Annotated in this window: 22 protein-coding genes and 1 pseudogene; 9 read left to right on the forward strand and 14 right to left on the reverse strand. The window is 35.6% G+C overall.

What is annotated here, in order from left to right:
• Positions 1-64: 64 nt before the first annotated feature.
• Positions 65-931, reverse strand: a complete 867-nt coding sequence (locus B5V89_RS09440; protein ID WP_373454627.1) for a polysaccharide deacetylase family protein — start codon at positions 929-931, stop codon at positions 65-67.
• Between the two features lie 287 nt (positions 932-1,218).
• Between B5V89_RS09440 and B5V89_RS09445 the strand changes: the two genes are divergently transcribed.
• The 4 genes from B5V89_RS09445 (at position 1,219) to desA (ending at position 3,674) form a co-directional block, all read left to right on the forward strand.
• Positions 1,219-1,557, forward strand: coding sequence for a PadR family transcriptional regulator (locus B5V89_RS09445; protein WP_066229535.1), 339 nt, complete (start codon positions 1,219-1,221; stop codon positions 1,555-1,557).
• Entirely contained in the window at positions 1,545-1,943 is a 399-nt protein-coding gene (locus B5V89_RS09450) for a permease prefix domain 1-containing protein (RefSeq protein WP_066229538.1), read from the forward strand. Before B5V89_RS09445 ends, B5V89_RS09450 begins: the two co-directional genes overlap by 13 nt.
• A 13-nt stretch (positions 1,944-1,956) precedes the next feature.
• On the forward strand, positions 1,957-2,436 hold the full coding sequence (locus tag B5V89_RS09455; RefSeq protein ID WP_244913477.1) for a hypothetical protein: 480 nt from the start codon (positions 1,957-1,959) through the stop codon (positions 2,434-2,436).
• A 227-nt stretch (positions 2,437-2,663) separates the two neighbouring features.
• Positions 2,664-3,674 carry a Delta(5) desaturase DesA gene (desA, locus tag B5V89_RS09460; protein ID WP_107920260.1) on the forward strand — a complete coding sequence of 337 codons (1,011 nt, stop codon included), beginning with the start codon at positions 2,664-2,666 and terminating at the stop codon, positions 3,672-3,674.
• Positions 3,675-3,826: 152 nt separating this feature from the next.
• On the opposite strand, the gene ilvA is transcribed toward desA, so the two are convergent.
• Positions 3,827-5,095, reverse strand: a complete 1,269-nt coding sequence (gene ilvA / locus B5V89_RS09465) for a threonine ammonia-lyase IlvA (RefSeq protein ID WP_066229547.1) — start codon at positions 5,093-5,095, stop codon at positions 3,827-3,829.
• 333 nt (positions 5,096-5,428) lie between these two features.
• Between ilvA and B5V89_RS09470 the strand changes: the two genes are divergently transcribed.
• Together B5V89_RS09470 and B5V89_RS09475 are read left to right on the forward strand one after the other, a co-directional pair.
• On the forward strand, positions 5,429-5,512 hold the full coding sequence (locus tag B5V89_RS09470) for a YjcZ family sporulation protein (protein WP_162492896.1): 84 nt from the start codon (positions 5,429-5,431) through the stop codon (positions 5,510-5,512).
• Between the two features lie 175 nt (positions 5,513-5,687).
• Positions 5,688-5,888: a hypothetical protein gene (locus tag B5V89_RS09475; protein ID WP_084347529.1), complete on the forward strand. Its 201-nt coding sequence runs from the start codon at positions 5,688-5,690 to the stop codon at positions 5,886-5,888.
• Between the two features lie 212 nt (positions 5,889-6,100).
• Here B5V89_RS09475 and B5V89_RS09480 read toward each other — a convergent pair whose 3' ends face one another.
• From B5V89_RS09480 to B5V89_RS09515, 8 genes and pseudogenes are all read right to left on the reverse strand, one after another.
• Positions 6,101-6,475, reverse strand: a complete 375-nt coding sequence (locus B5V89_RS09480) for a nucleotide excision repair endonuclease (RefSeq protein WP_108071647.1) — start codon at positions 6,473-6,475, stop codon at positions 6,101-6,103.
• Positions 6,476-6,571: 96 nt separating this feature from the next.
• Positions 6,572-6,706 (reverse strand): annotated as a pseudogene (locus tag B5V89_RS09485) (D-ribose ABC transporter substrate-binding protein); the annotation flags it as partial.
• On the reverse strand, positions 6,706-7,590 hold the full coding sequence (rbsK, locus tag B5V89_RS09490; protein WP_108071648.1) for a ribokinase: 885 nt from the start codon (positions 7,588-7,590) through the stop codon (positions 6,706-6,708). The pseudogene B5V89_RS09485 and the gene rbsK, both read right to left, overlap by 1 nt.
• Complete coding sequence (locus B5V89_RS09495) at positions 7,583-8,572, reverse strand: LacI family DNA-binding transcriptional regulator (RefSeq protein ID WP_108071650.1); 990 nt, start codon at positions 8,570-8,572, stop codon at positions 7,583-7,585. The genes rbsK and B5V89_RS09495 overlap by 8 nt, the downstream gene beginning before the upstream one ends.
• Before the next feature lie 173 nt (positions 8,573-8,745).
• Positions 8,746-9,441, reverse strand: a complete 696-nt coding sequence (locus B5V89_RS09500; RefSeq protein WP_108071652.1) for a copper homeostasis protein CutC — start codon at positions 9,439-9,441, stop codon at positions 8,746-8,748.
• A 375-nt stretch (positions 9,442-9,816) separates the two neighbouring features.
• On the reverse strand, positions 9,817-9,915 hold the full coding sequence (locus B5V89_RS09505) for a putative holin-like toxin (RefSeq protein WP_084347531.1): 99 nt from the start codon (positions 9,913-9,915) through the stop codon (positions 9,817-9,819).
• A 294-nt stretch (positions 9,916-10,209) separates the two neighbouring features.
• On the reverse strand, positions 10,210-10,800 hold the full coding sequence (locus tag B5V89_RS09510; protein ID WP_108071654.1) for a TetR/AcrR family transcriptional regulator: 591 nt from the start codon (positions 10,798-10,800) through the stop codon (positions 10,210-10,212).
• A gap of 27 nt (positions 10,801-10,827) precedes the next feature.
• Positions 10,828-11,742 carry an SDR family oxidoreductase gene (locus tag B5V89_RS09515; protein ID WP_108071656.1) on the reverse strand — a complete coding sequence of 305 codons (915 nt, stop codon included), beginning with the start codon at positions 11,740-11,742 and terminating at the stop codon, positions 10,828-10,830.
• Between the two features lie 294 nt (positions 11,743-12,036).
• On the opposite strand from B5V89_RS09515, the gene B5V89_RS09520 reads away from it, so the two are divergent.
• Complete coding sequence (locus tag B5V89_RS09520) at positions 12,037-12,591, forward strand: sigma-70 family RNA polymerase sigma factor (RefSeq protein ID WP_108071658.1); 555 nt, start codon at positions 12,037-12,039, stop codon at positions 12,589-12,591.
• Positions 12,561-13,928: a DUF4179 domain-containing protein gene (locus B5V89_RS09525; protein WP_108071660.1), complete on the forward strand. Its 1,368-nt coding sequence runs from the start codon at positions 12,561-12,563 to the stop codon at positions 13,926-13,928. Before B5V89_RS09520 ends, B5V89_RS09525 begins: the two co-directional genes overlap by 31 nt.
• A gap of 57 nt (positions 13,929-13,985) precedes the next feature.
• Here the strand turns inward: B5V89_RS09525 and B5V89_RS09530 are convergent, their stop codons facing one another.
• The 4 genes from B5V89_RS09530 to B5V89_RS09545 form a co-directional block, all read right to left on the reverse strand.
• A complete protein-coding gene (locus B5V89_RS09530; RefSeq protein ID WP_108071662.1) occupies positions 13,986-15,257 on the reverse strand; it encodes an MFS transporter in 1,272 nt (423 codons plus the stop codon).
• A gap of 227 nt (positions 15,258-15,484) precedes the next feature.
• Positions 15,485-15,958 carry a hypothetical protein gene (locus tag B5V89_RS09535; RefSeq protein ID WP_066229567.1) on the reverse strand — a complete coding sequence of 158 codons (474 nt, stop codon included), beginning with the start codon at positions 15,956-15,958 and terminating at the stop codon, positions 15,485-15,487.
• A 135-nt stretch (positions 15,959-16,093) separates the two neighbouring features.
• Entirely contained in the window at positions 16,094-18,004 is a 1,911-nt protein-coding gene (locus B5V89_RS09540) for an outer membrane protein assembly factor BamB family protein (protein WP_066229569.1), read from the reverse strand.
• 360 nt (positions 18,005-18,364) lie between these two features.
• Complete coding sequence (locus B5V89_RS09545) at positions 18,365-19,285, reverse strand: MBL fold metallo-hydrolase (RefSeq protein ID WP_108071664.1); 921 nt, start codon at positions 19,283-19,285, stop codon at positions 18,365-18,367.
• 248 nt (positions 19,286-19,533) lie between these two features.
• Here B5V89_RS09545 and B5V89_RS09550 point away from each other — a divergent pair, with 248 nt between their 5' ends.
• The gene (locus tag B5V89_RS09550) at positions 19,534-19,995 is read left to right on the forward strand and encodes a flavodoxin (RefSeq protein WP_108071666.1); all 462 of its coding nucleotides are present in this window, start codon (positions 19,534-19,536) and stop codon (positions 19,993-19,995) included.
• Positions 19,996-20,022 lie beyond the last annotated feature (27 nt).

The raw sequence follows: 20,022 nt of genomic DNA on the forward strand, positions 1-20,022 counted from the left end.
ATTAAGTAGTTTTGAGAGGCTGCCTTTTTTGTTTTTATCATTATCAAATTCTATAGATTTAATTTTAATGGTTGCCGTTCTCCACTAATTGACCAAACCATTGAGTGGACATCCCAGGCGTAATACGAATACGATGAAGTGTATACATCCCCTGCTCACTAGACGCCGCTCCCGGTTCAGTTGTCACCCCCATTTTATACCCTGACTGTTCTGCATACGTTTTTGTTACTTCATTATAGCGACCTACAGGATAACAGATAATACTTGTTTCTTGGTCCAATAATTGATCAAATAATTGTTTCGAACGAGTTAGATCATCTAATTGTTGTGAGTCTGATAAACGAGGTAATTCTAAGTGATTAAATGTATGGCTTTCGATCGATATACCATTTTGATTCATTTCTTTCATTTGCGCTTCAGTTAAGTGATTTTTTTTATCAATGTATTTTCCAATCATAAAAATTGTTGCTTTGAATCCATATTCTTTTAAGATCGGATATGCATCTATGTAGTTGTCCTCGTATCCATCATCAAACGTAATAAAAACCGTTTTTTCGCTTGGTTTTTTATTTTCGGTTAATACGATGTATGCCTCTTCCGGTGTCAGTGTGTAGTATCCATTATCATGTAGCCACTTCATATGTTTTCTAAATTCATCCGGCGGCACACGTAAACTATTTCCTGAAGAAATACTATGATACATAAGGATAGGGATACGTGCTGGTGCATCAACATCAATCCATGTCGATGTATCAATTTCTTGAGAATTAATCGTTTCAGGAATTTCCATTTCCTCGACTTCCGGCTTTTCACTTGTTACCGGTGTTGGCTTGTCAACCCTCTTTGGTTTTTCCGCTTCCGCCTTCATTGTACAACCAGATAAAACGACAATTAGTAACATAAAGACAAATAACATGCTATATTTCTTCATAATTCTCCTACTTTCTCACTATCTACCAATCTATTATACATGAAAGTGATTTTTGTGGAATAAAAAGTGAGCAGAAATTACTAACCATTCTAAAATATTAAGTTTTAATAGACATAGTTTTTCAAGAATTAGCCTCAATTATTCCTAATGTCAACAGTTATAAATTAACAGTATTTAATATTTAAAATTTTATTTTCAATTTTTTTATATTTTACTTTGACAGATAGAGTAATTTACTGTAGTATTACTCTATCAGGTAGAATAATCGTTGTTACGGAAGGTGAATTATGATTAGAAGTGACATTATCCGTGGACATTTAGATTCGATCATCCTCTGTTTGATTTTAGAAAAAGATCAATACGGTTATGAAATATCTAAACAAATCAGTCTACGTACCGAAAATCGATTTCAAATTAAAGAAGCGACCCTTTACGCGGTATTTCAAAGATTAGAGAAGAGAGAACTAATTGAATCGTACACAGGTACGATTACTCATGGAGGAAAAAGGAAATATTACCGAATTACGACGTTAGGAAAAGCATTTTTAAAGGAAACAGTAAAAGAGTGGCAGGAAACAAAGGAAATTGTCGATCTATTTTTGGAGGGATTACAGTGCGAAAAATAAAAGACCATGTGGATGAGTTATTCAAAAAAATTCCTGATAGTGAACAAAAAGAACTCGTCAAACAGGAAATTTTGGATAACCTCGAAGAAAAGGTATACGATCTTATGGCACAAGGTAAAGAAGAGGAGGATGCGGTTAATAAAGCCATTATTGAGTTTGGCGATATTGATGAAATTGAAAAGGAACTAGGCATCAATAAACCAGTAAAGAAAAATATGTCCAAATTAGACCTTGGTTTTTCGATTTGGGGAAGCATCCTGATCATTGCTTTATTTATTTTTATCAATTTTTACTATACTCCAAATACGATTTGGTTTGTCTATCCTACATTCGGTGTCCTTTGGTGGCCGTTAAGTATGTTCTATAGATGGTTACGTCAAAAATAAGGGAGACAAAAACATGCGCAAACAGGATGTGATTTTTGCTTGGTTAGGAAGTATCATTAGTATTTTATTTTTCATCATTGTTAATTTCTTAACCAGTCCTAATTACCTTTGGTTCATTTATCCTTCTTTCTTTCTATTGCTTTGGCCGTTAAGTTTGCAATCTTTTAAATATGGAAACTATAAAGTCCACTCAGTAATTGTAAGCACTATAATTATTTTGTTTTTACTGGCAATAAATGTTTTTCACAGTCCTGAACATCCGTGGATATTATATGTATGGTATCCAATTATTTGGTGGCCGCTTCTTATGTTTTTAGAAAAGAAAAGAACTACAGTCTCATTAGGAATTGTGGCAAGTATCGTTACAATTGTTTACTATTCATTTTTAAACATAATAATATCGCATGGTTACCCGTGGGCTATTTATCCAATCTTTGCCGTCTTTTGGTGGCCTATGGCATTATACTACACAAAAAAAGAAAGACTATTTTAAATTTTCTATCTCCGGGAGTGTATTAATCATTTTATTTTTTGTAATAGTAAATATGGTTTCCTCCCCGCATGAAATATGGGCTGTTTATCCGATATTTGTAACATTATGGTGGCCATTAAGTATGTATTATTACTATTATCGTTATCGCTTAAAGTAAAAGTTAAATTATTGTCTGATAAAAAGTGAAGCAAAGAACCTAAAATCATTTTATTAAGGAAGGTGTTTCTATGGGAAAGCATTCAAAAAATAGTCTACGTGATTGGAAGAAAAAATTAGCGTCATTTGAACGGCCGAGATTATCGACCAGTGTTGGGCAGGTTGTTACATCGGTTGGTCCGTTCCTTATTTTGTGGGTGCTAGCATATTTTAGTCTAAATATATCCTTTTGGCTGACACTTTTATGTGCTATTCCAGCGGCTGGATTTTTAGTTCGGACATTTATCATTTTTCATGATTGCACACATTATTCCTTTTTCAAAAATCGCAGAGCGAATGAAATTGTTGGAATAATTACAGGTTTGTTTACATTTTGTTCATACGAACAATGGAAACATAGTCATTCCCTCCATCATGCAACAAATGGACATTTGGATAAACGTGGTGACGGAGATGTATGGACAATGACATTACAGGAATATGCGGGAGCTTCAGTTCTTAAACGGGTATGGTATCGCATCTATAGAAATCCATTCATTATGTTCATCATTGGACCGTTATATCTCTTTTTAATCTCGTATCGATTTAATAGAAAAAAAGCTACGAAAAAAGAAAAAAGACATGTGTGGATGACAAATATTGTTTTACTTTTTGTTGTGCTAGTTCTTGGATTTACACTAGGATGGAAAGCTTTTTTATTAGTGGAATTACCTATATTTTATATTGCTTCCTTTGGAGGCGTTTGGTTATTCTATGTACAGCATCAATTTGAGGATGGATACTTCGAAAGTGGTGAAAACTGGGACTATGTTGAAGCAGCCCTTAAAGGAAGCTCCTATTATAAACTTCCGAAACTTTTACAATGGTTCTCAGGGAATATTGGATTTCACCATGTGCACCATCTAAATTCTCGTGTACCAAATTATTATCTTGAAAAAGCCCATAAAAGTGATCCAAGTCTTCAAGATGTACCGACATTAACGTTATGGACAAGTTTGAAGTCCCTTACCTTTAAACTATGGGATGAAAAATCCAAAAGATTCATCGGAAACCGCGAAATCCACCGCTTTATTCGCGGATAACATTTAATATATTAATAAATTAGTAGGCTGACCAATTTGTAAAAAACAAATCGGTCAGCCTACTTTTTTCATAATATTACTTCAAAATCCTCGAAAAAGTCCTTCTGTGGAAGACAAATGTCCAAACTCGGTGCCTGACACCTAAGTAACACCTAAATTAGTAGATGGAAAAGGCTGCTGTCTTTGTTTAGTTCGGTGAATGGGAAGCCTTTTTTCTTCATTCGTTCGATGAGGGATTGGTAGTCTTGGCTTCGTTTTAATTCGATGCCGACGAGTCCTGGGCCGCTTTCTTTATTGTTCTTTTTCGTGTATTCGAATGTTGTTATATCATCGTCCGGTCCTAGAACATTATCTAAAAATTCCCGCAGTGCTCCTGCCCTTTGTGGAAAGTCCACGATAAAGTAATAGAGTAAGCCTTCATGAATGAGCGATTTTTCTTTGATTTCTTGCATTCTGCCAATATCGTTATTTCCTCCACTAATGACACAAACGATGGATTTCCCTTTGATTTGCTCTTTATAATAATCAAGTGCGGCAATTGGCAGTGCCCCTGCTGGTTCGGCTACGATCGCATGTTCATTATATAATTCTAAAATGGATGTACAAACCTTCCCTTCCGGAACAGGAATAATATCATCTACTAATCGATTACAGATTTCAAAGGTTTTTTGACCTACACACTTTACCGCGGCACCATCAACAAATTTATCGATATGGGAAAGTGTATGTACAGACCCATTTTGGATGGATGCCTTCATGCTTGAAGCCCCACTAGGTTCCACTCCAATCAGCTTTGTTAAAGGAGTGACACTTTTTATGTATGTACTAATTCCGGACATTAATCCTCCCCCGCCGATACTGGCGAAAACATAATCAGGTGCTTCTTCCACATCATTTAAAATTTCGACAGCAACCGTTCCTTGACCGGCAATGACATTTTCGTCATCAAAAGGATGAATAAATACCCTTCCTTCTCGATCCGCACATTCATAGGCACTTGCTGATGAATCATCAAATGTATCCCCGGTAAGAACCACTTCAACAAATTCTCGACCAAACATTTTCACTTGGTCAATTTTTTGTTTAGGAGTCGTTTGCGGCATAAAAATTTTTCCATGTATACCTAAATCACGACATGTATAGGCTACTCCTTGGGCATGATTCCCAGCACTTGCGCAAATCACGCCTTTTTCCCGCGCAACATTTTCAATCGATTTGATCTTATAATAGGCACCTCTAAGTTTAAATGAACGAACAAATTGTAAGTCTTCTCTTTTTAAGTACACATTACATTGATACTTTTCTGATAATCGTTCATTTTTTTGTAATGGTGTATGCGCCACAATATCTTTTAGCTGTTGATACGCAATGAGAATGTCTTCCACTTGTACTGTTTTTGCTTTCACCATTTCTTGACTCATCCTTTTACCTTCCTTCTGCAGAATTTTCCTATAATTTTTACATTATAGCACTTTAAATCAAGAAATTAAATAAAAATTATCTAAATATTCAGATGAAAACGTTATCATTTTGTGGGATTTAAATACAGCGTTAAAAAATGCTTGCCTTAATAATTTGTTTACTGATTTACGGGATTCTAGTTAAGGGATAAATCACTTAGACAATTGTTGATTTTCTATTATTTTACACATTTGTCCACTCGAAACTGTTCTAATTTACATAATGTAAAAGTGGATAACTTAAATATGATCCAATTTATTCAGAAGGAGGTGTTAAGTATGGACGGAGCCAGAATGGGATTTGCTTTGATCGTAGTGTTGTTTATTCTTCTTATCATTGTGGGTACTTCTTATATGGGAGGTGGTTATGGTTATTAATAACCGCAGATACCAAAGGTGAGTAATAGAGATAACCCGGATTTTGATAAAGCAGTTTTAGTTATAAGGAATATTTGATATATCGCTTTTATGAAATGTTTTTTTGTTAAATATTTTTTATCTATTTAAGTATTATAGTTGTCATAAATATTTTATTTACATCGGAGGTGATTACATGTCTTTTCATGGTAGACCCATTCATTGTCCTCCAAGATATGTGGTACGAGATTTTTACACTCCAAGGATCGTTCCATATATTCATCCCGTCGTGCATATAAATCGCCAAAATATAGTGAATGTTCCACGTCACATTTATCGACCAGTAACAAGAAATGTAGTTGTTGATCCAGGATACCCTAGACGTTGTTGTTGGTAATTTTAAAGGTTAAAATATTTTATACCTTTTGATAATATTTCCTCATTTGTTAATCTAGAATAACAAATATATTAAGCCTTCCAGGAAAAAATGTTTATTAAGAAGCAAACCTACTAACAAATAAAGCCACTACTTTTAAGGTGGCTTTATTTGTTTACATAATATCTAGAAAGGATTTTAGGTTTTTTTAATATCTCACTATCTTCTCAATATTATTTATAAAAAACTTTATCTATATTATATTTTGCTTGTTCTTTATTAATAATATACGTTTCATATATTTCACGTTCCATTGGATCTTCGACATAGATAACCGCGATTTTTTGTACTTCATCTCGATGTTTTTTAATCGCAGATACATTATCATCAAAATGCTTCGTTACCCTTTGACGGAGCTTTCTAGCTTTTCCAACAAATAAAAGTTCGTCTTTACTATTATAAAAAAGGATAATTCCACCTTTTTCTCTTGAAATTTGTCGAAAGTCTGTAAATCCATATTCACTACTTATTTTATGATCTTTTACATCCTCTAGTGGTTTCTTTTTCGTAATAATTACATCAGGTTTAGGTATATCGATTTTTATCATTAATTTCACTTCCCATTTTAAATTGAATATTCATTATAGCATAAGTAAATATGAAAAACCCCCATGTCGATGGATAAGAGGACATGAGGGCAGATTTTATTTTTTTGTAACTAGCTTCAGTGGGGCCGGAATATTCTTTTCAACTCTCTTCCCTTGCAAAACATCAGCAGCTGCGTTTACGGCAAGTTTGCCGATTAGTTCTTGTTGTTGGGCAACGGTTGCATTTAATTTCATTTCTTAAGACATCCTTCCACTTCAGCTCTTGAAGGCATTCCACCTTGCGCACCAAATTTCGTCACCGAAAGCGAAGCGGCTCGATTAGCAAACCGAACACTTTCTTCAATCGATTGTCCTTCAGCCAATGCAACAGCAAAAGCTGCATTAAATGTATCCCCTGCCCCGGTTGTATCAACGGTTTCAACTTCAAACGTCGGAATGAGCACCTCTTTTTCACCGTTATGATAGCGAACACCTCGGATGCCTTCAGTTATGAATAATTTATTAGGATATTTTTTAAAAACATCCCCAATCTTTAAACCTTTAAATAGTATGGATGCTTCATGCTCATTCGGAGTTAAATAAGCCACTTTTTCGATTACAGATGGACTTATCACCCTTGCCGGTGCCGGATTCAACAAAAGTGGAACATTTAACTCTTTACATATATCAGCAACAAATTCTACTGTTTCTTCGGGAATTTCTTGTTGAATTAACACAATTTTCGCATTTTCAATAATATTTCTGGCTTGATTGACATACTCAGGAGTTACATAATTATTCGCCCCTTTAACAACAATAATGCTGTTATCACCTTCAGCAAGTGTTATATGTGCTGTACCACTCTCAACACCCGTAACCGGTTCCACACAATCGATAATTACTTCATTTTCTTTAAAATTATCAAGTATTACTTTCCCGAAGTTATCATCACCTACACAGCCAATCATATAAACTTGAGCTCCTAAACGACTTGCTGCAACTGCCTGATTCGCCCCTTTTCCACCTGGAACCGTTTTAAATGATTCCCCAATAATCGTTTCACCAGCTTTCGGTCGTCTCTCCGCTGAAACGACCAAATCGATTGATGAACTACCAATAACGACAATTTTAGACATCTTGATCAACCTTTCTCGTTGTACTTCTTTCGATAAACGTAACTGGTAATTGAATATTTTGTTCTTCATCTTTTTTGTTCTTTATCTGTTTAATCAATAGTTTTGCTGCTTCTTTCCCCATTTCATAGGCGGGTTGTCTAATCGTTGATAACGGAGGGAATAACAATGCACTATGCGGAATATCATCAAAACCGATAATTTGTATGTCTTCAGGTATCGATCTTCCTGAACGTAATGATTCATGTAAAACCGCAGTTGCCACAATGTCATTACTAGCAATAACCCCATCGGTATCTCCATATTTTTCAAACATCTCTTTCGCCCACTTTTCGGCGTCATTAAAAGAAAAGGAAGACGTTGACATTACATAAAAGTTCACATCAGAAGAACTTAGCACTTCAAGTGCTCCCTGAAAACGATCTCTGGCAGTCTGCAAATGGGACGGACCTTTAATTAATGTTATTCGTTTGCTACCTCTTTTAATCATTTCCCTTGCAGCGATTCGTCCTCCCTCCATACCATCTGCATATACGGACGGAAGGCTCGTAGATGTTCGATCTAGAAAGACAACCGGAATCGACAAATCATCATATGTCGATTTACTTAAGTTATTTGTCATAGATATTAGACCAATAACATTATTCTGTTGAAATGTTTGGATATAATCTTTTTCTTTTTCGGTATCTTCATCCGTATTTCCAAATATTAGACGAAAATCGTGCAATCTCATTTCATCCTCTACACCACGAGCTAATAACGGAAAAAAAGGATTTGTAATATCAGGTAATAAAAGTCCGATAAGTTTTGATTTTCGTTTAAATAATGAACGTGCTACCTCATTCGGACTGTAATTTAATTTTTCAATCGCTGCATTAACAGCCTTTCTTGTATCCTCACGCACGTAACCGGTTTCATTTAACACTCTAGAAACCGTAGCAACTGATACACCAGCTGCTTTCGCAACTTCACGAATTGTTGCCAGTTCGCTTCACCCCTTTTTATGTAACCGTTTCCACGTACAGAATATCACACTCAAATTTAAATAACAAGGAATTTTTTTCAATTCATACGAACAATTGCTTCAATGAATGTCAGTTAAACTTTTTCTAATAAAACAAAAAACCTACTTTTCAAAAAAGTAGGTTCAACATTCGTTTATTTTCTCTTAGAATATGTTTCAGCAATCTTTATAACTTCGTGAATTTTTTCTGGGTCAATATCTTGATAAAAACTATCTTGAAAACGAACTCCAGTGCCAAAATGAATTTCCGAAACGTGAACATCATCTAAAAGTTGAGTAATATTACTTGGTTTCAACCCTGAACCAGCCAAAATTTCCACTCTATTTGATTTTTCAACTAATTGTTGGAGTTGATTAGTGGCTTCGATCGCTTTAGCTTTCCCACCAGATGTTAATATCCTAGATATTTCCTCGTGTTGATCAATAATACTTAATGCTTCAAATTGATCGTGAACTTCATCAAAAGCTCGATGAAAAGTAATATCTAATCCCTTTGATGCGGAAATTAAATAGTTTAAGGCATGCTCGTCAACATGCTTATCTTCCGTAATAGCTCCAAAAACGACTCCCGCTGCACCCAAGTCTCTACAAATTTTAATATCTTGTGCCATCATTTTCAGTTCATCCTCGGTATAACAAAAGCTTCGGCTATGCGGTCGAATCATAACATTAACGGGAATTGTAACGGACTGACATACACTTTCAATTAACCCATAACTAGGTGTAAGTCCACCTTCTAATACCCCTGTAATTAATTCAATTCGATGAGCTCCTGCTTGTTCAGCAATTATTGAATCATGCTTCGAATCCGTAATTACTTCGATGATCATTTTATAACCTCCTCGGTGTAAGAACTGTCTTCAATTATTTATAAATCTGTTGTTTGTTATGTTTATTGCGTTTTGCTAACTTTACTATTGTAAACATAAAAATAATTATAGTAAACCGTACAAAGACTGTGCTTACCAACGATTGAAAGAGCAAATAACGATAATTTGGTAATTTATATAACAACTTAAATTGGGGATAAATCATAGCAGAATACATTTGATTCACTCGTATAATTTGTATATACTGAAGATAACAGAAAATAATAAAAAGGAACATTGGTTGCACCCAATGTTCCTAACACAGTAAACTGCAAGAAGTGCAGTGGCCCTAGATGGATAACCCACCCCTTGACTCACGGCCTTGAGCAGGGTGGGTTATTTCCGTTTAATAAGAGAAATAACAACTGCAATCACTGCAACGATTAATGATCCGAAAGTGATCATAAGTGAAATGGCTTCGTATACTGTGATCATCAGCAATCACCTCCTTCACGAGGAAGTGACCACTGCCCACCCTGCAAACTATGTCTTCTTTATTATAGCACATACGTTCGTATTTTATATCATTTTTTGATAAATCCTACAATTTTACTAGGAGCCAAAAAGAAAACTGCTTTAATTTAAAAACTCGGTTTCTTAACGTATGTGAATTCGATTTTATATTATTTTTTTGAAATGTTCTTTTTCTTTTTTTGTTTCTAAATAAATTAAGAACCAGATAAAATCTGTCAATCCGTATTTACAAAAAGTATTCATATTTAACAATTTCTATTGTAAAATCTTCATGATGAGTTCAATCGAATGTGGATTATTTAAAGACGATGATGGAATATCTTGAAGCATTAATCCGGTAATAACAGAAAAAAAGAGGTATAAAAGCTCATCAGGATCTCCTTCACAAAATTGACCTATTTGTTGTCCTTTAACGAAAAGAGGGATCAACTCATCGATAATATTTTTGGTAGAATATTTTTTCAAAAGGATCGTAACGTCATTTGGGACATTCGGTGAAATATTTGCCTGTTGGAGAATGAGAAAATAATTTTTATGATTTTCCTCGAGCATTCTTCTAGTTAACAGTCTCATTTGTTCGATTGGCGTACTTGAATATGAATGTATATTCTTGATTGTGGTGTGTGCTTCTTCAACTGCTTCTTGAACAAGTTCAGTCAAAAGGACGTCCTTTGATTGAAAATAGCGGTAAGTTAAGCCTTGACTAATACCTGCTTCTGCAGCAATCATACTCATTTTTGTTCCAGTCAGCCCATGTTGTGCAAATACTTTCAATGCCGCTTTCTTTATTTGAGATTTTCTTTCTTCATGAGCAGGATCTATTTTTTGACCATCTACTAATGACAACCGTATTCACTCTCCAATATAATTAATCTAACTAATCAGTTTAAGAGAATGTTGCACTTGATCCTCGCTTATTTTCCACAATTTCTTAGCAGAATCAATATTTTGCGCTTGAACAGATGGTGTTGCCACTTCCATATCCGCATAATAAAGACCACTATGATCGATTACCTCATCTGAATCGGCGAGCCATACTAATGTTTCAGCACCTTTTTCAGGCGTTCGTAAAAACATCTTCATCACTGCCATCGTACTGCGAGCTAACCATCCATTATTTTGATTAAAATTGGTGGCTACTAATCCGGGATCGAAGCAATAAGAAGAGACGTTGGTTCCCTTAAGTTTTCTTGCTAATTCTAAAGTAAATAAAATATTTGCAAGCTTTGTTTCTCCATAACGCAAAGTTGGACCACCGAAGAATTTCTTTGGAGATTTATAGAGTTGTTCCGCACTTAAATCATCGAAATTTATACCCATTTTGGCCATTTTATGAACATGTGAAGCCGTTGTAATAATACGAGCATGTTCATTTTCTTTCATTCTCTCGATTAATAAGGAAGTTAGTAAAAAAGGAGCTAAATAGTTTACCGCCCAAGTCATTTCAATTCCATCCTCAGTAAGCTGACGTATTTCAAATAATGCTCCGGCATTGTTAATTAGAATATCTATTTTAGGACATTTCGTTAGAATTTCCGCTGCTGCTTTTCGTATCGATTGCTGAGAAGCCATATCTGCAAGAAATACATCAATGTTTTTCTTATGACCGAATGATTGTTTTAATTCGTCCGCCACCTTATTTGCTTTTTCTTGATTACGCGCAATGATTCCTATATTTGCACCACGGGATGCTAGCTCTTTAACAGCCGCCAAACCAATCCCACTCGTAGCTCCAGTAATTAAAACATATTTATCTTTTACAGACCAAGTTGAATTATCCAATATCATTTACCCCTTCCTAAATGAACTTTTGAATGAACGGTTCATTTACCTATTATTTTACTTTGAAAATACCGAAGGGTTTACATATACTTATCATCTTTTTCTTCTCTTTTTTAACAATATTAGTGGAAATCCGACCTCATTAGCTAAGTCAATAAATATTAGTTTAGTTTGTAAGAATTAGTTTTCAACAAGTGCTACACTTAACATACTCCATATTCACCTCATTTAAAAAAATATTTATTTTTTTGCAACCCAATGATCCAAAACACTATCTAATAGGTGAAAGGAGGATGAAGGATGGATGAAATAAAGCGAATTAAAAAGGCGCGTAAAGGTGACAGTAAAGCTTTTGAAGAGCTTATTGGCAAATATGAAGAGCAATTATATCGTACCGCCTACATCTACGTACATAACAAAGAGGATGCACTTGATGTTGTTCAAGAAACCGTTTATAAAGCTTACTTGTCATTAGATAAATTAAAAGAACCGAGCTATTTTAAAACATGGTTAATGCGCATTTTGATCAATAATGCCTATGAATTATTACGTACGAGACAAAAAGTAGTAAAAATCAACGAAGAAAGCAAATTTGCCGCTGAATCCATAACTAAGCCGATACAGTCTGAGCAAAATATCGATTTACAAGTAGCAATTCAACAATTAGAGGTAAATTATCAAAAGGTGATTCTCCTCTATTATTACCACGACCTCCCTATACGGCAAATTGCTTGGCATATGGAGGTACCCGAGGGAACTGTGAAATCGTATTTACACCGTGCCAGGAAATCATTAAAGAAATTATTAGAAGGAAGTGATGATTCATGGATAAACAGTGGATTAATGACGAAATGAAGAAGATTGATGTGCCACATAATGAAGTTCGATCGGTAATCAAGAGTGGAATATTAAAAGCTCAAAGAGAAAAAACCACTAAACCGAAAATGAAACAATTCGTAATTCCATTGATTGCTTCTTCTTTAATAGTTGGTTTTTTCGGTTCAGGATTTGTTTTTCCACAAATGGGACGTGTTCTGGCAGATGTACCAATCATGGGGAAAATTTATTCTTCCTTTCATGATTCAGTTGGTGAAAATCTAACAACTAGTAAACTGGTAACCCAATTAAATCAACAAGCGGTCAGCAATGGTCTAGGTGTAACCGTCAACGGCGTGTATTATGATGGTGGGAGAATTAGTGTAACTTTTAAGGTCGATCACTTTCGACCAAAATCAAATGATTTTTGGTATGATGTAAAAATTGCGGACGGCAGTTATAAGTGGGATCTGGGAGCTCAGTACGGTGGAAAAGTTACATCAGATGGGTGTGTTGGTCAGATCCTTATTGATTATCCAGACAAAGATCTTCCGCAACATATGACGTTGCCGCTCACTTTTACATCCTTTAATGAGGTAAAAGGAAAATGGAGATTTGATATTCCAATTCAACAATTGGCTAACAAAAAGGTGAATATTGGGGAGTCTATACAAAGTATTGATAATGAACAAAAAATAAATTTCGAAACAATTACGATCGGAAAAGGATCGGCAGTTTTAGACTATAAAGCCATCTATTCACTTTCCGGCAAAGACGACATGGCGCGGATTGATAAAGTTATAGATGATAAAGGCAATGAAATCCCAGTATTAAGTTCAGGGATCGAATTCGGCAGAAAAAAAGTTAATAACAGGATTGAATCCGAGGAACGCTCGACTATTGGTAAAATAACTGAAAACACAAAGTTTCTAAAAATTTATCCTTATATTAGATTTTCTGAATCTTATACTACCCACCCGCTAAATGAAAACGGGTTTGAAATGAAAAGTAATCGTGGTAATGCAACATTGAAGGTTCATCGAATTCAACAAAATAAAAGAAAATTAACTATGCAATACTCACTAGATCATATAGATACAAAAAAATTAAGTTATGATTTAGAAAATTTCGGTGAAAATATGAAGCTTATTGATTCTTCAGAAATTGGCAAGGATCGACCGGCAATGGGACACTTTGTTAAAGGAAGTACAATCAAAGTGTTGGACAGTGATAATCTACAATTCCAAGCAACATTTAAATTGGATGGAAAATATGGGATAGATAATTTCAACATGGAAAACTATTCATTAGCAGTGCCATTTTCTATGTTATTACCTGAAAAAAGATTACCGCCAATAACAGTGAAATTAAAATAGATAAGCATAATACAAAGATTTAGGAACATAGGCAATCTCCTATGTTCCTTTAATATGTTACACAGTTAATTCTCGAGATTGGTTCACCTCTTGATTCTTTTCCTTAATCATCATCCCACCAACTAGCCCAAAAAGTGAAAAGACAACTGGAATAATAAAGCCATAGTGATATCCTATAGAACCCGCGTGAAAATAATCTAATACTTTTCCAAAAATACTCGGTAATAGGACAGCACTTAAAAATCCTCCGGTATTTGCAAATCCTGAAACGACACCAACCTCCTTGATTGGAAATGATTGGCGAACGACTGCAAAAGTTAAAGCACTTGCACCATTACCATATCCTATGATTAAAAAAAGGATGATAACCAGGTAGTATGGTGGCTTACCTCCACATAAGAAAAAAGTAACCCAACTGCACAACGTAAAAATATGAACGACTAAATATGGTCGCTTTATCATATTCAAACGATTCGTAACCCAGCCTGTTAAAGGGGCACCAATAATCGCACCGATTAATCCAATCATAATTAATTGACTAGCGCCTGATCGTGTCATTCCATACATGTTCATCCCAAATGGAACTGCCCAAGATCCAATAAAACCTACATACGTTCCGACAACACCAAAATGGCATAAAAAGGTTGCCCATGCTTGACGACTGGAAAACAGTCGTCTTAGAATAACAATCGTTTTATCACCTTTTTTACTGGAATGATCAATAGAACGATTCACGTTTATCGGTGTAATATTCATTTGTATCGGTTTTTTTATTAGAACAATATAAAGAAGAATCCCAAAAAGACATAAAAGGCATCCTATGATAAGAAATGGGGCTCTCCAGCCGATGAGATCAATAGAAGCGGAAAATGGAACAGTTGCCATTAAAAATCCTAGGCTCCCACTCATTCCTGCAAATCCTAGTAATTGTACGAATTCATTTGCTTTAAACCATTGACTTAAAATAAGTACTAAATTAACCCAAATCGCTGCATCACCTATACCAACTAACAATCTTGCAAAAAGTAAAAACCCCTCGTTTGGTGCGATACTATATATTAAGGTACCTATACCATTAAGAAGTGTTCCGAAAATAAGAAAATAATTAGGGCCAAAACGATCGGACAAAATTCCAATCGGTATTTGTAGACCTGAGTAAGCTAAAAACTGAATACTCGTTAATAATCCTATAACTGCAGCTGAAACATGAAACTCCTTCATTAATTGCTCTGAAATTAAACCAGGAGCGGTACGTTGACTCACTATAAGAAAATAGGAGAACAATACTACACCAAAAACGACCCATCTATAACTGCTCTGTTTCTTCAATGACCTCTTCTCCTATTTACATTTTTTTATCATTATACTCCTATTTTTAAAGGAAAGAAGAAGAAAATTTTATGAAGGCGTTTACATTATAAAAAGGAAAGAGATTCTCTAGTAATCCATACAGATACAAGGAAAAATACGTAAAACAGCCCTTCCTAGCCAAGAAGCGCTGTTTTACATAAAATTTCTACTATGCTTTTAGGGCATTCAAACCAATGTTAGCTATTTTAGTATTCAGCATTATTCAAAATAAAGTCAATCGCCCATTCACCATTTTGATTAAAAATCCCATCAGTCTTAAATGTTACATGAGGTTTTTCCGGTCTGTATTGATGAAGTTGGGCTTCTATCGTCCCTTTATATTCGTTTTTACCTACTTTTTTAAAAGTATCGGAAGTTTCACGAACTAACGTGTGTGCCACCCATATATGCGGACTTGCCATTAGGCTCTTGGCGTTTGGATTTACTTGAATATCCGATTTTGAATGTATCGTATAATACAGCCTAATGTTTTGACCGTGGTTTACGATGGAATATCCATTGATTGTCAGCTTAATTCCGTTAACTTCTGCCGAACCTAAGCCTTGATTTGACATGGATTCGGCACTAGTCAAGGTTGGAGAAGCAAAGCCAATGAGCAAGCAAATTAATAAGGCGACACCACCACTGAATCGCATGGTATTTTTCGATAGGTTCCTCATTTTACACCATCCTTATTTATCGTTTATAGGTTTCACCACTGAAAATAAAACTATATGAGCCCGAATGAAGAAATCGGGCTCGGATTGCTTCAGAAATTGACCGCTTTTATGAAGAAATTCACTTTCTCCGAAACATTATTTCTTTTTCGATAACCATTCTGCTAGTGCTTCTGCTTCGGCACCTTTAGCCAGTCCTGCTGGCATGCGATCGCCGCCGTTTAAGATTTGATTCAATATTTCTTCTTTTGACATTGTTTTACCTACATGTTGAAGGTTTGGAGCTGTTGCGCCTTGAAGATTATCTCCATGACAGGATATACAACTTTTTTTGTAAACCTCTTCTGGTTTGACAACTACGTCGGCTTGCCCTTGTAATTTTGCATTCTTATTAGTGGTCGCAATTTTTTCCTTACCGCCAAGTCCATAAACGACAACTCTCGTTCCGCCCGTAATCACCGCAACATATTGCTTGCCGTCAACCATATAAATGGAAGGCGCCATTTTAATTGCTTTTCCGCCACTTTTCATGCTCCATAATACTTTACCTTTTTTAATATCGAGAGCATTCACTGCTCCGTCCATTTCCCCGTAAAAAGCGAGACCGGTAGCGGTACTTGTGAATCCGCCATACATCGGATCGTCAGTATTGATTTGATATACTTTTTTCCCGGTATTAACGTCTATAGCAGTAATGTTACCGGATGGAATAATATTTTTTGGTAAAGGGAGTATCTTCGTTCCAGGAAAGGTATTGTTATCTTTGGCAATCTCTTTCCGATCTTTCGCTGATAACATTACATTCGGGCTATTAATACCCGGAATAAGCACATAGTTGGTTTCAGGATCATAAGTCTCAGGAGCGTAACTCTCTCCACCTGGTGTACCCGGCCATTGAAGTTGAACTTTATTCGGGTCACTTGATGGTTTCGAATGTTTAATTTTCACAAACGGTACACCATCGTAAATGGTTTTTCCAGTTTTGGCATCCCATGCATACCATTTTCCATTCTTGCCGCCTTCAACCACAATCTTTTGTTTTTTCCCGCCGACCTTGGCATTGAGAACCATCGGTGTCGCGGCAGCATCGTAGTCCCATACATCGTGATCAACTTGGGAGGATGCCCACTTAAATTTTCCTGTTTTACTATCCAAAGCGACAATGGAATCCGTATATGGATTTTTCCCTTTTCTGTCTTCATCGTAAAAGTCAGGAGCTGGATTTCCTACAGCAAAATACATCATATCTGTATCCGGATCGAATGACATCGGTGTCCATACGGAACCTCCACCAGTATATTTACCTTTCACCCATCCCTTTCCTCTTTCTGGAATGGTCCAAAACGGTTCCTTCCATAGCGGTTCAAGGGTATCTGCTTTAAACGCCCAAACGAAGCCTCGTGTACCATTATCACCGCCGCTGCTTCCAACGTAAACGTTGCCATCATAATACATTGGGGCTGAGGATTCGTAGTATCTATTCTCTAACTTAATGGTAGGTTCATAATCCCAAAAGTTGACCATTTTCTTCAGTTTACCTGTTTTCGCATCAAGTTTGGCCAGCCGATTGTCTATCATTAAGACATATACATTTCCTTCGGCTACAGCGACACCTCTACTTGCGACATTGGATTGCCATGGCAAGCTATTAATATGATCAAGTACCTCCTTAGGAGGTGTCCATGCCCATAGTTTCTTTCCGCTTTTGGCATCGATTGCAAACACATGATTTTTGGCACTAGTCACATACATGACCCCGTTTTGTACGATAGGAAAATCCTCTTGTAAATTCGGAACATCCTTATTCCATTCTAAAATATCCTGTTGCCAAACAATCCCCATTTTTTTTACATTATCTTTTGTAATCTCTTTATAGGGCACATGACGAGTATGTTGAAGGTCATAACCCCAATTAGGGAATCCGGTATCCTTAACTTGATTTGCCTGATTGTTATCGGATTTATTGGTCCCGTTATTATTCGATTGACAGCCGACAAGAACCATTCCGGCCAACAAAACAGAACCTGCTGCCTTTAAATAACGTTTCACGAAAATACCTCCTCATGCTGTGAAATCTTAAAATAGAGTGAATAACTAATGATGAAATATTTCAGTTTGTTCCCTCCTCGTAAAAACAATCTTATTTTGATAAGAACAAAGATATATTGTCCTGAAAATACCTAAATTATACAATCTGTGAAAAATCGACCTCTTCAGCAAAAAAAGTAATCGTATTATCTTGTTTATTACCAGATAATCACCACTGTGGAACCTCCAATATCCAGTACTTTTCATACTTCGACGGATAGTCGTGTCTGTTTTTTTCTTGTACAACAAAAAAAGTGACATGTGAACGTTCACATATCACTTTTTTGTATGAGATTGATAAATGTCTTATTTAATGTTTGTTTAATCCACACGGATGGTTTCACCTAATTTCAATAAAAACAATGAGGATTTGTCTAATTTTTTTCTTTCCCATTCAATCAATAATCGATCGAGAGCTTCTTTCGGTGTATCATCAGCCAATCGAAATGCACCGTAATGCATTGGGATAAAGTAGCGCCCCTTTACATCTATAAATGCTTTCACCGCCTCTTCCGGATTAATATGTTGGGACGACATAAACCATTCAGGCTCGTAGGCACCAATCGGGATTAATGCATAGTCGATTTTGTACTTTCTACCAATTTCTTTAAATCCGTCAAAATAACCGCTATCACCCGCAAAATAGATTGTTTTCTCACTTGCTTCAATAATCCATCCACCCCAATGGGATGTATTTGTATCAGTTAATGACCTTTTCGTCCAATGTTGCGCGGGAACAAAGGTAAACTTTACATCATCTATGAAAGTACTATCCCACCAACTAAATTCCTTTACATTTTGGAACCTTTTTCTTTTTAATAGAGGTTTTAGCCCAATTGGAACGAAATACATTGTGCTTCCTTTTAACTTTTTTAATGAAGGGATGTCAAGATGATCATAATGACTATGGGAAATTAAGACAACATCAATTTCCGGCATTTCATCGGGTTGTATGCCGGGATTCGTTAAACGTATGTCCAGCCCCATCCGATTTGCCCATACGATATCTGTTACAATATTCAATCCATTCATTTGAATAAGAAAGGATGAATGTCCGATCCAAGTAATGGTTGCTTCATGTCTATTCGACTGTAAGTAGTCAATCTTTTTATCGGAAGCTTGAGGAACGATATAGGATAAATCTTTCTTTTTCATTCGACGTTCTCGCTGCCATTTGAGCAAATCATTGAATGAATTAACATTCCTATTTCCGTTTAAATTTGTATATCTTTCTCTTCCCATTAGGATGCCTCCCGTGATTCCTTTTACCTTGTTTTTCCCACAATTTTTATACAGTTTTCGAAAAAAAGCAACTAATAAATAGTCTTCTTTGCGTAAAAAACACTTAAATGATAAACTATTCATAATATTTCAATTAGAGGAGTGGTAGATTTAAAGTAAATTCAATTTTTCTATTAAGTAATGATAAAAACGATATGATAAGATAATCATTGGAAAACATCAATAGAAAAAGTAACAGAGGTCTTGTCATGAAAAATATTTTACTCGTATATGCAAGTATGACCGGTAATACCGAGGTCATTGCGGAAATAATTGAAGAAGCGATAAAAGAAGAAGGAATTGAAATTACCGTACGCGAATCACTTCGTGCGAATCCAAAGGAAATGCTAAAATATGACGGAATTATTCTAGGTTCCTACACATATGAAGGTGGCGTCATTGCTGATGAATTTATGATCTTTTATGAGGAAATGGACGCATATGATTTAACTGGTAAAACCGCCGCGGTATTTGGATCTGGTGATTCTTTTTACGAAAAAACATTTTGTGCAGCGGTAGATTTGATTTCTGAAAAATTAACAGATATTGGTGCAAATGTCGTCTTAGATGGGCTGAAAATTGATTTGATGCCCGAAGACGGAGAAGAAGAGCGTTGCCGTCAATTTGGCAAAGATTTTGCCAAAATAATGCTAGAAACAACAAATAGGTAAAATATTAAACTTTTGGAGGGAAACAAA

This window comes from Heyndrickxia sporothermodurans, assembly GCF_003055045.1.
Taxonomy (GTDB): domain Bacteria; phylum Bacillota; class Bacilli; order Bacillales; family Bacillaceae_C; genus Heyndrickxia; species Heyndrickxia sporothermodurans.

What these genes read in the sequence shown, in the direction of transcription:
- B5V89_RS09455 (WP_244913477.1), top strand. Translation starts at nt 1,957, where the DNA reads ATGCGCAAACAGGATGTGATTTTTGCTTGGTTAGGAAGTATCATTAGT.
- B5V89_RS09500 (WP_108071652.1), bottom strand. Translation starts at nt 9,441, where the DNA reads ATGATCATCGAAGTAATTACGGATTCGAAGCATGATTCAATAATTGCT.
- B5V89_RS09550 (WP_108071666.1), top strand. Translation starts at nt 19,534, where the DNA reads ATGAAAAATATTTTACTCGTATATGCAAGTATGACCGGTAATACCGAG.
- B5V89_RS09505 (WP_084347531.1), bottom strand. Translation starts at nt 9,915, where the DNA reads ATGATCACAGTATACGAAGCCATTTCACTTATGATCACTTTCGGATCA.
- B5V89_RS09475 (WP_084347529.1), top strand. Translation starts at nt 5,688, where the DNA reads ATGTCTTTTCATGGTAGACCCATTCATTGTCCTCCAAGATATGTGGTA.
- B5V89_RS09520 (WP_108071658.1), top strand. Translation starts at nt 12,037, where the DNA reads ATGGATGAAATAAAGCGAATTAAAAAGGCGCGTAAAGGTGACAGTAAA.
- desA (WP_107920260.1), top strand. Translation starts at nt 2,664, where the DNA reads ATGGGAAAGCATTCAAAAAATAGTCTACGTGATTGGAAGAAAAAATTA.
- B5V89_RS09440 (WP_373454627.1), bottom strand. Translation starts at nt 931, where the DNA reads ATGAAGAAATATAGCATGTTATTTGTCTTTATGTTACTAATTGTCGTT.
- B5V89_RS09545 (WP_108071664.1), bottom strand. Translation starts at nt 19,285, where the DNA reads ATGGGAAGAGAAAGATATACAAATTTAAACGGAAATAGGAATGTTAAT.
- B5V89_RS09480 (WP_108071647.1), bottom strand. Translation starts at nt 6,475, where the DNA reads ATGATAAAAATCGATATACCTAAACCTGATGTAATTATTACGAAAAAG.
- B5V89_RS09445 (WP_066229535.1), top strand. Translation starts at nt 1,219, where the DNA reads ATGATTAGAAGTGACATTATCCGTGGACATTTAGATTCGATCATCCTC.
- ilvA (WP_066229547.1), bottom strand. Translation starts at nt 5,095, where the DNA reads ATGAGTCAAGAAATGGTGAAAGCAAAAACAGTACAAGTGGAAGACATT.
- B5V89_RS09470 (WP_162492896.1), top strand. Translation starts at nt 5,429, where the DNA reads ATGGGATTTGCTTTGATCGTAGTGTTGTTTATTCTTCTTATCATTGTG.
- B5V89_RS09535 (WP_066229567.1), bottom strand. Translation starts at nt 15,958, where the DNA reads ATGAGGAACCTATCGAAAAATACCATGCGATTCAGTGGTGGTGTCGCC.
- rbsK (WP_108071648.1), bottom strand. Translation starts at nt 7,590, where the DNA reads ATGTCTAAAATTGTCGTTATTGGTAGTTCATCAATCGATTTGGTCGTT.
- B5V89_RS09515 (WP_108071656.1), bottom strand. Translation starts at nt 11,742, where the DNA reads ATGATATTGGATAATTCAACTTGGTCTGTAAAAGATAAATATGTTTTA.
- B5V89_RS09525 (WP_108071660.1), top strand. Translation starts at nt 12,561, where the DNA reads ATGGATAAACAGTGGATTAATGACGAAATGAAGAAGATTGATGTGCCA.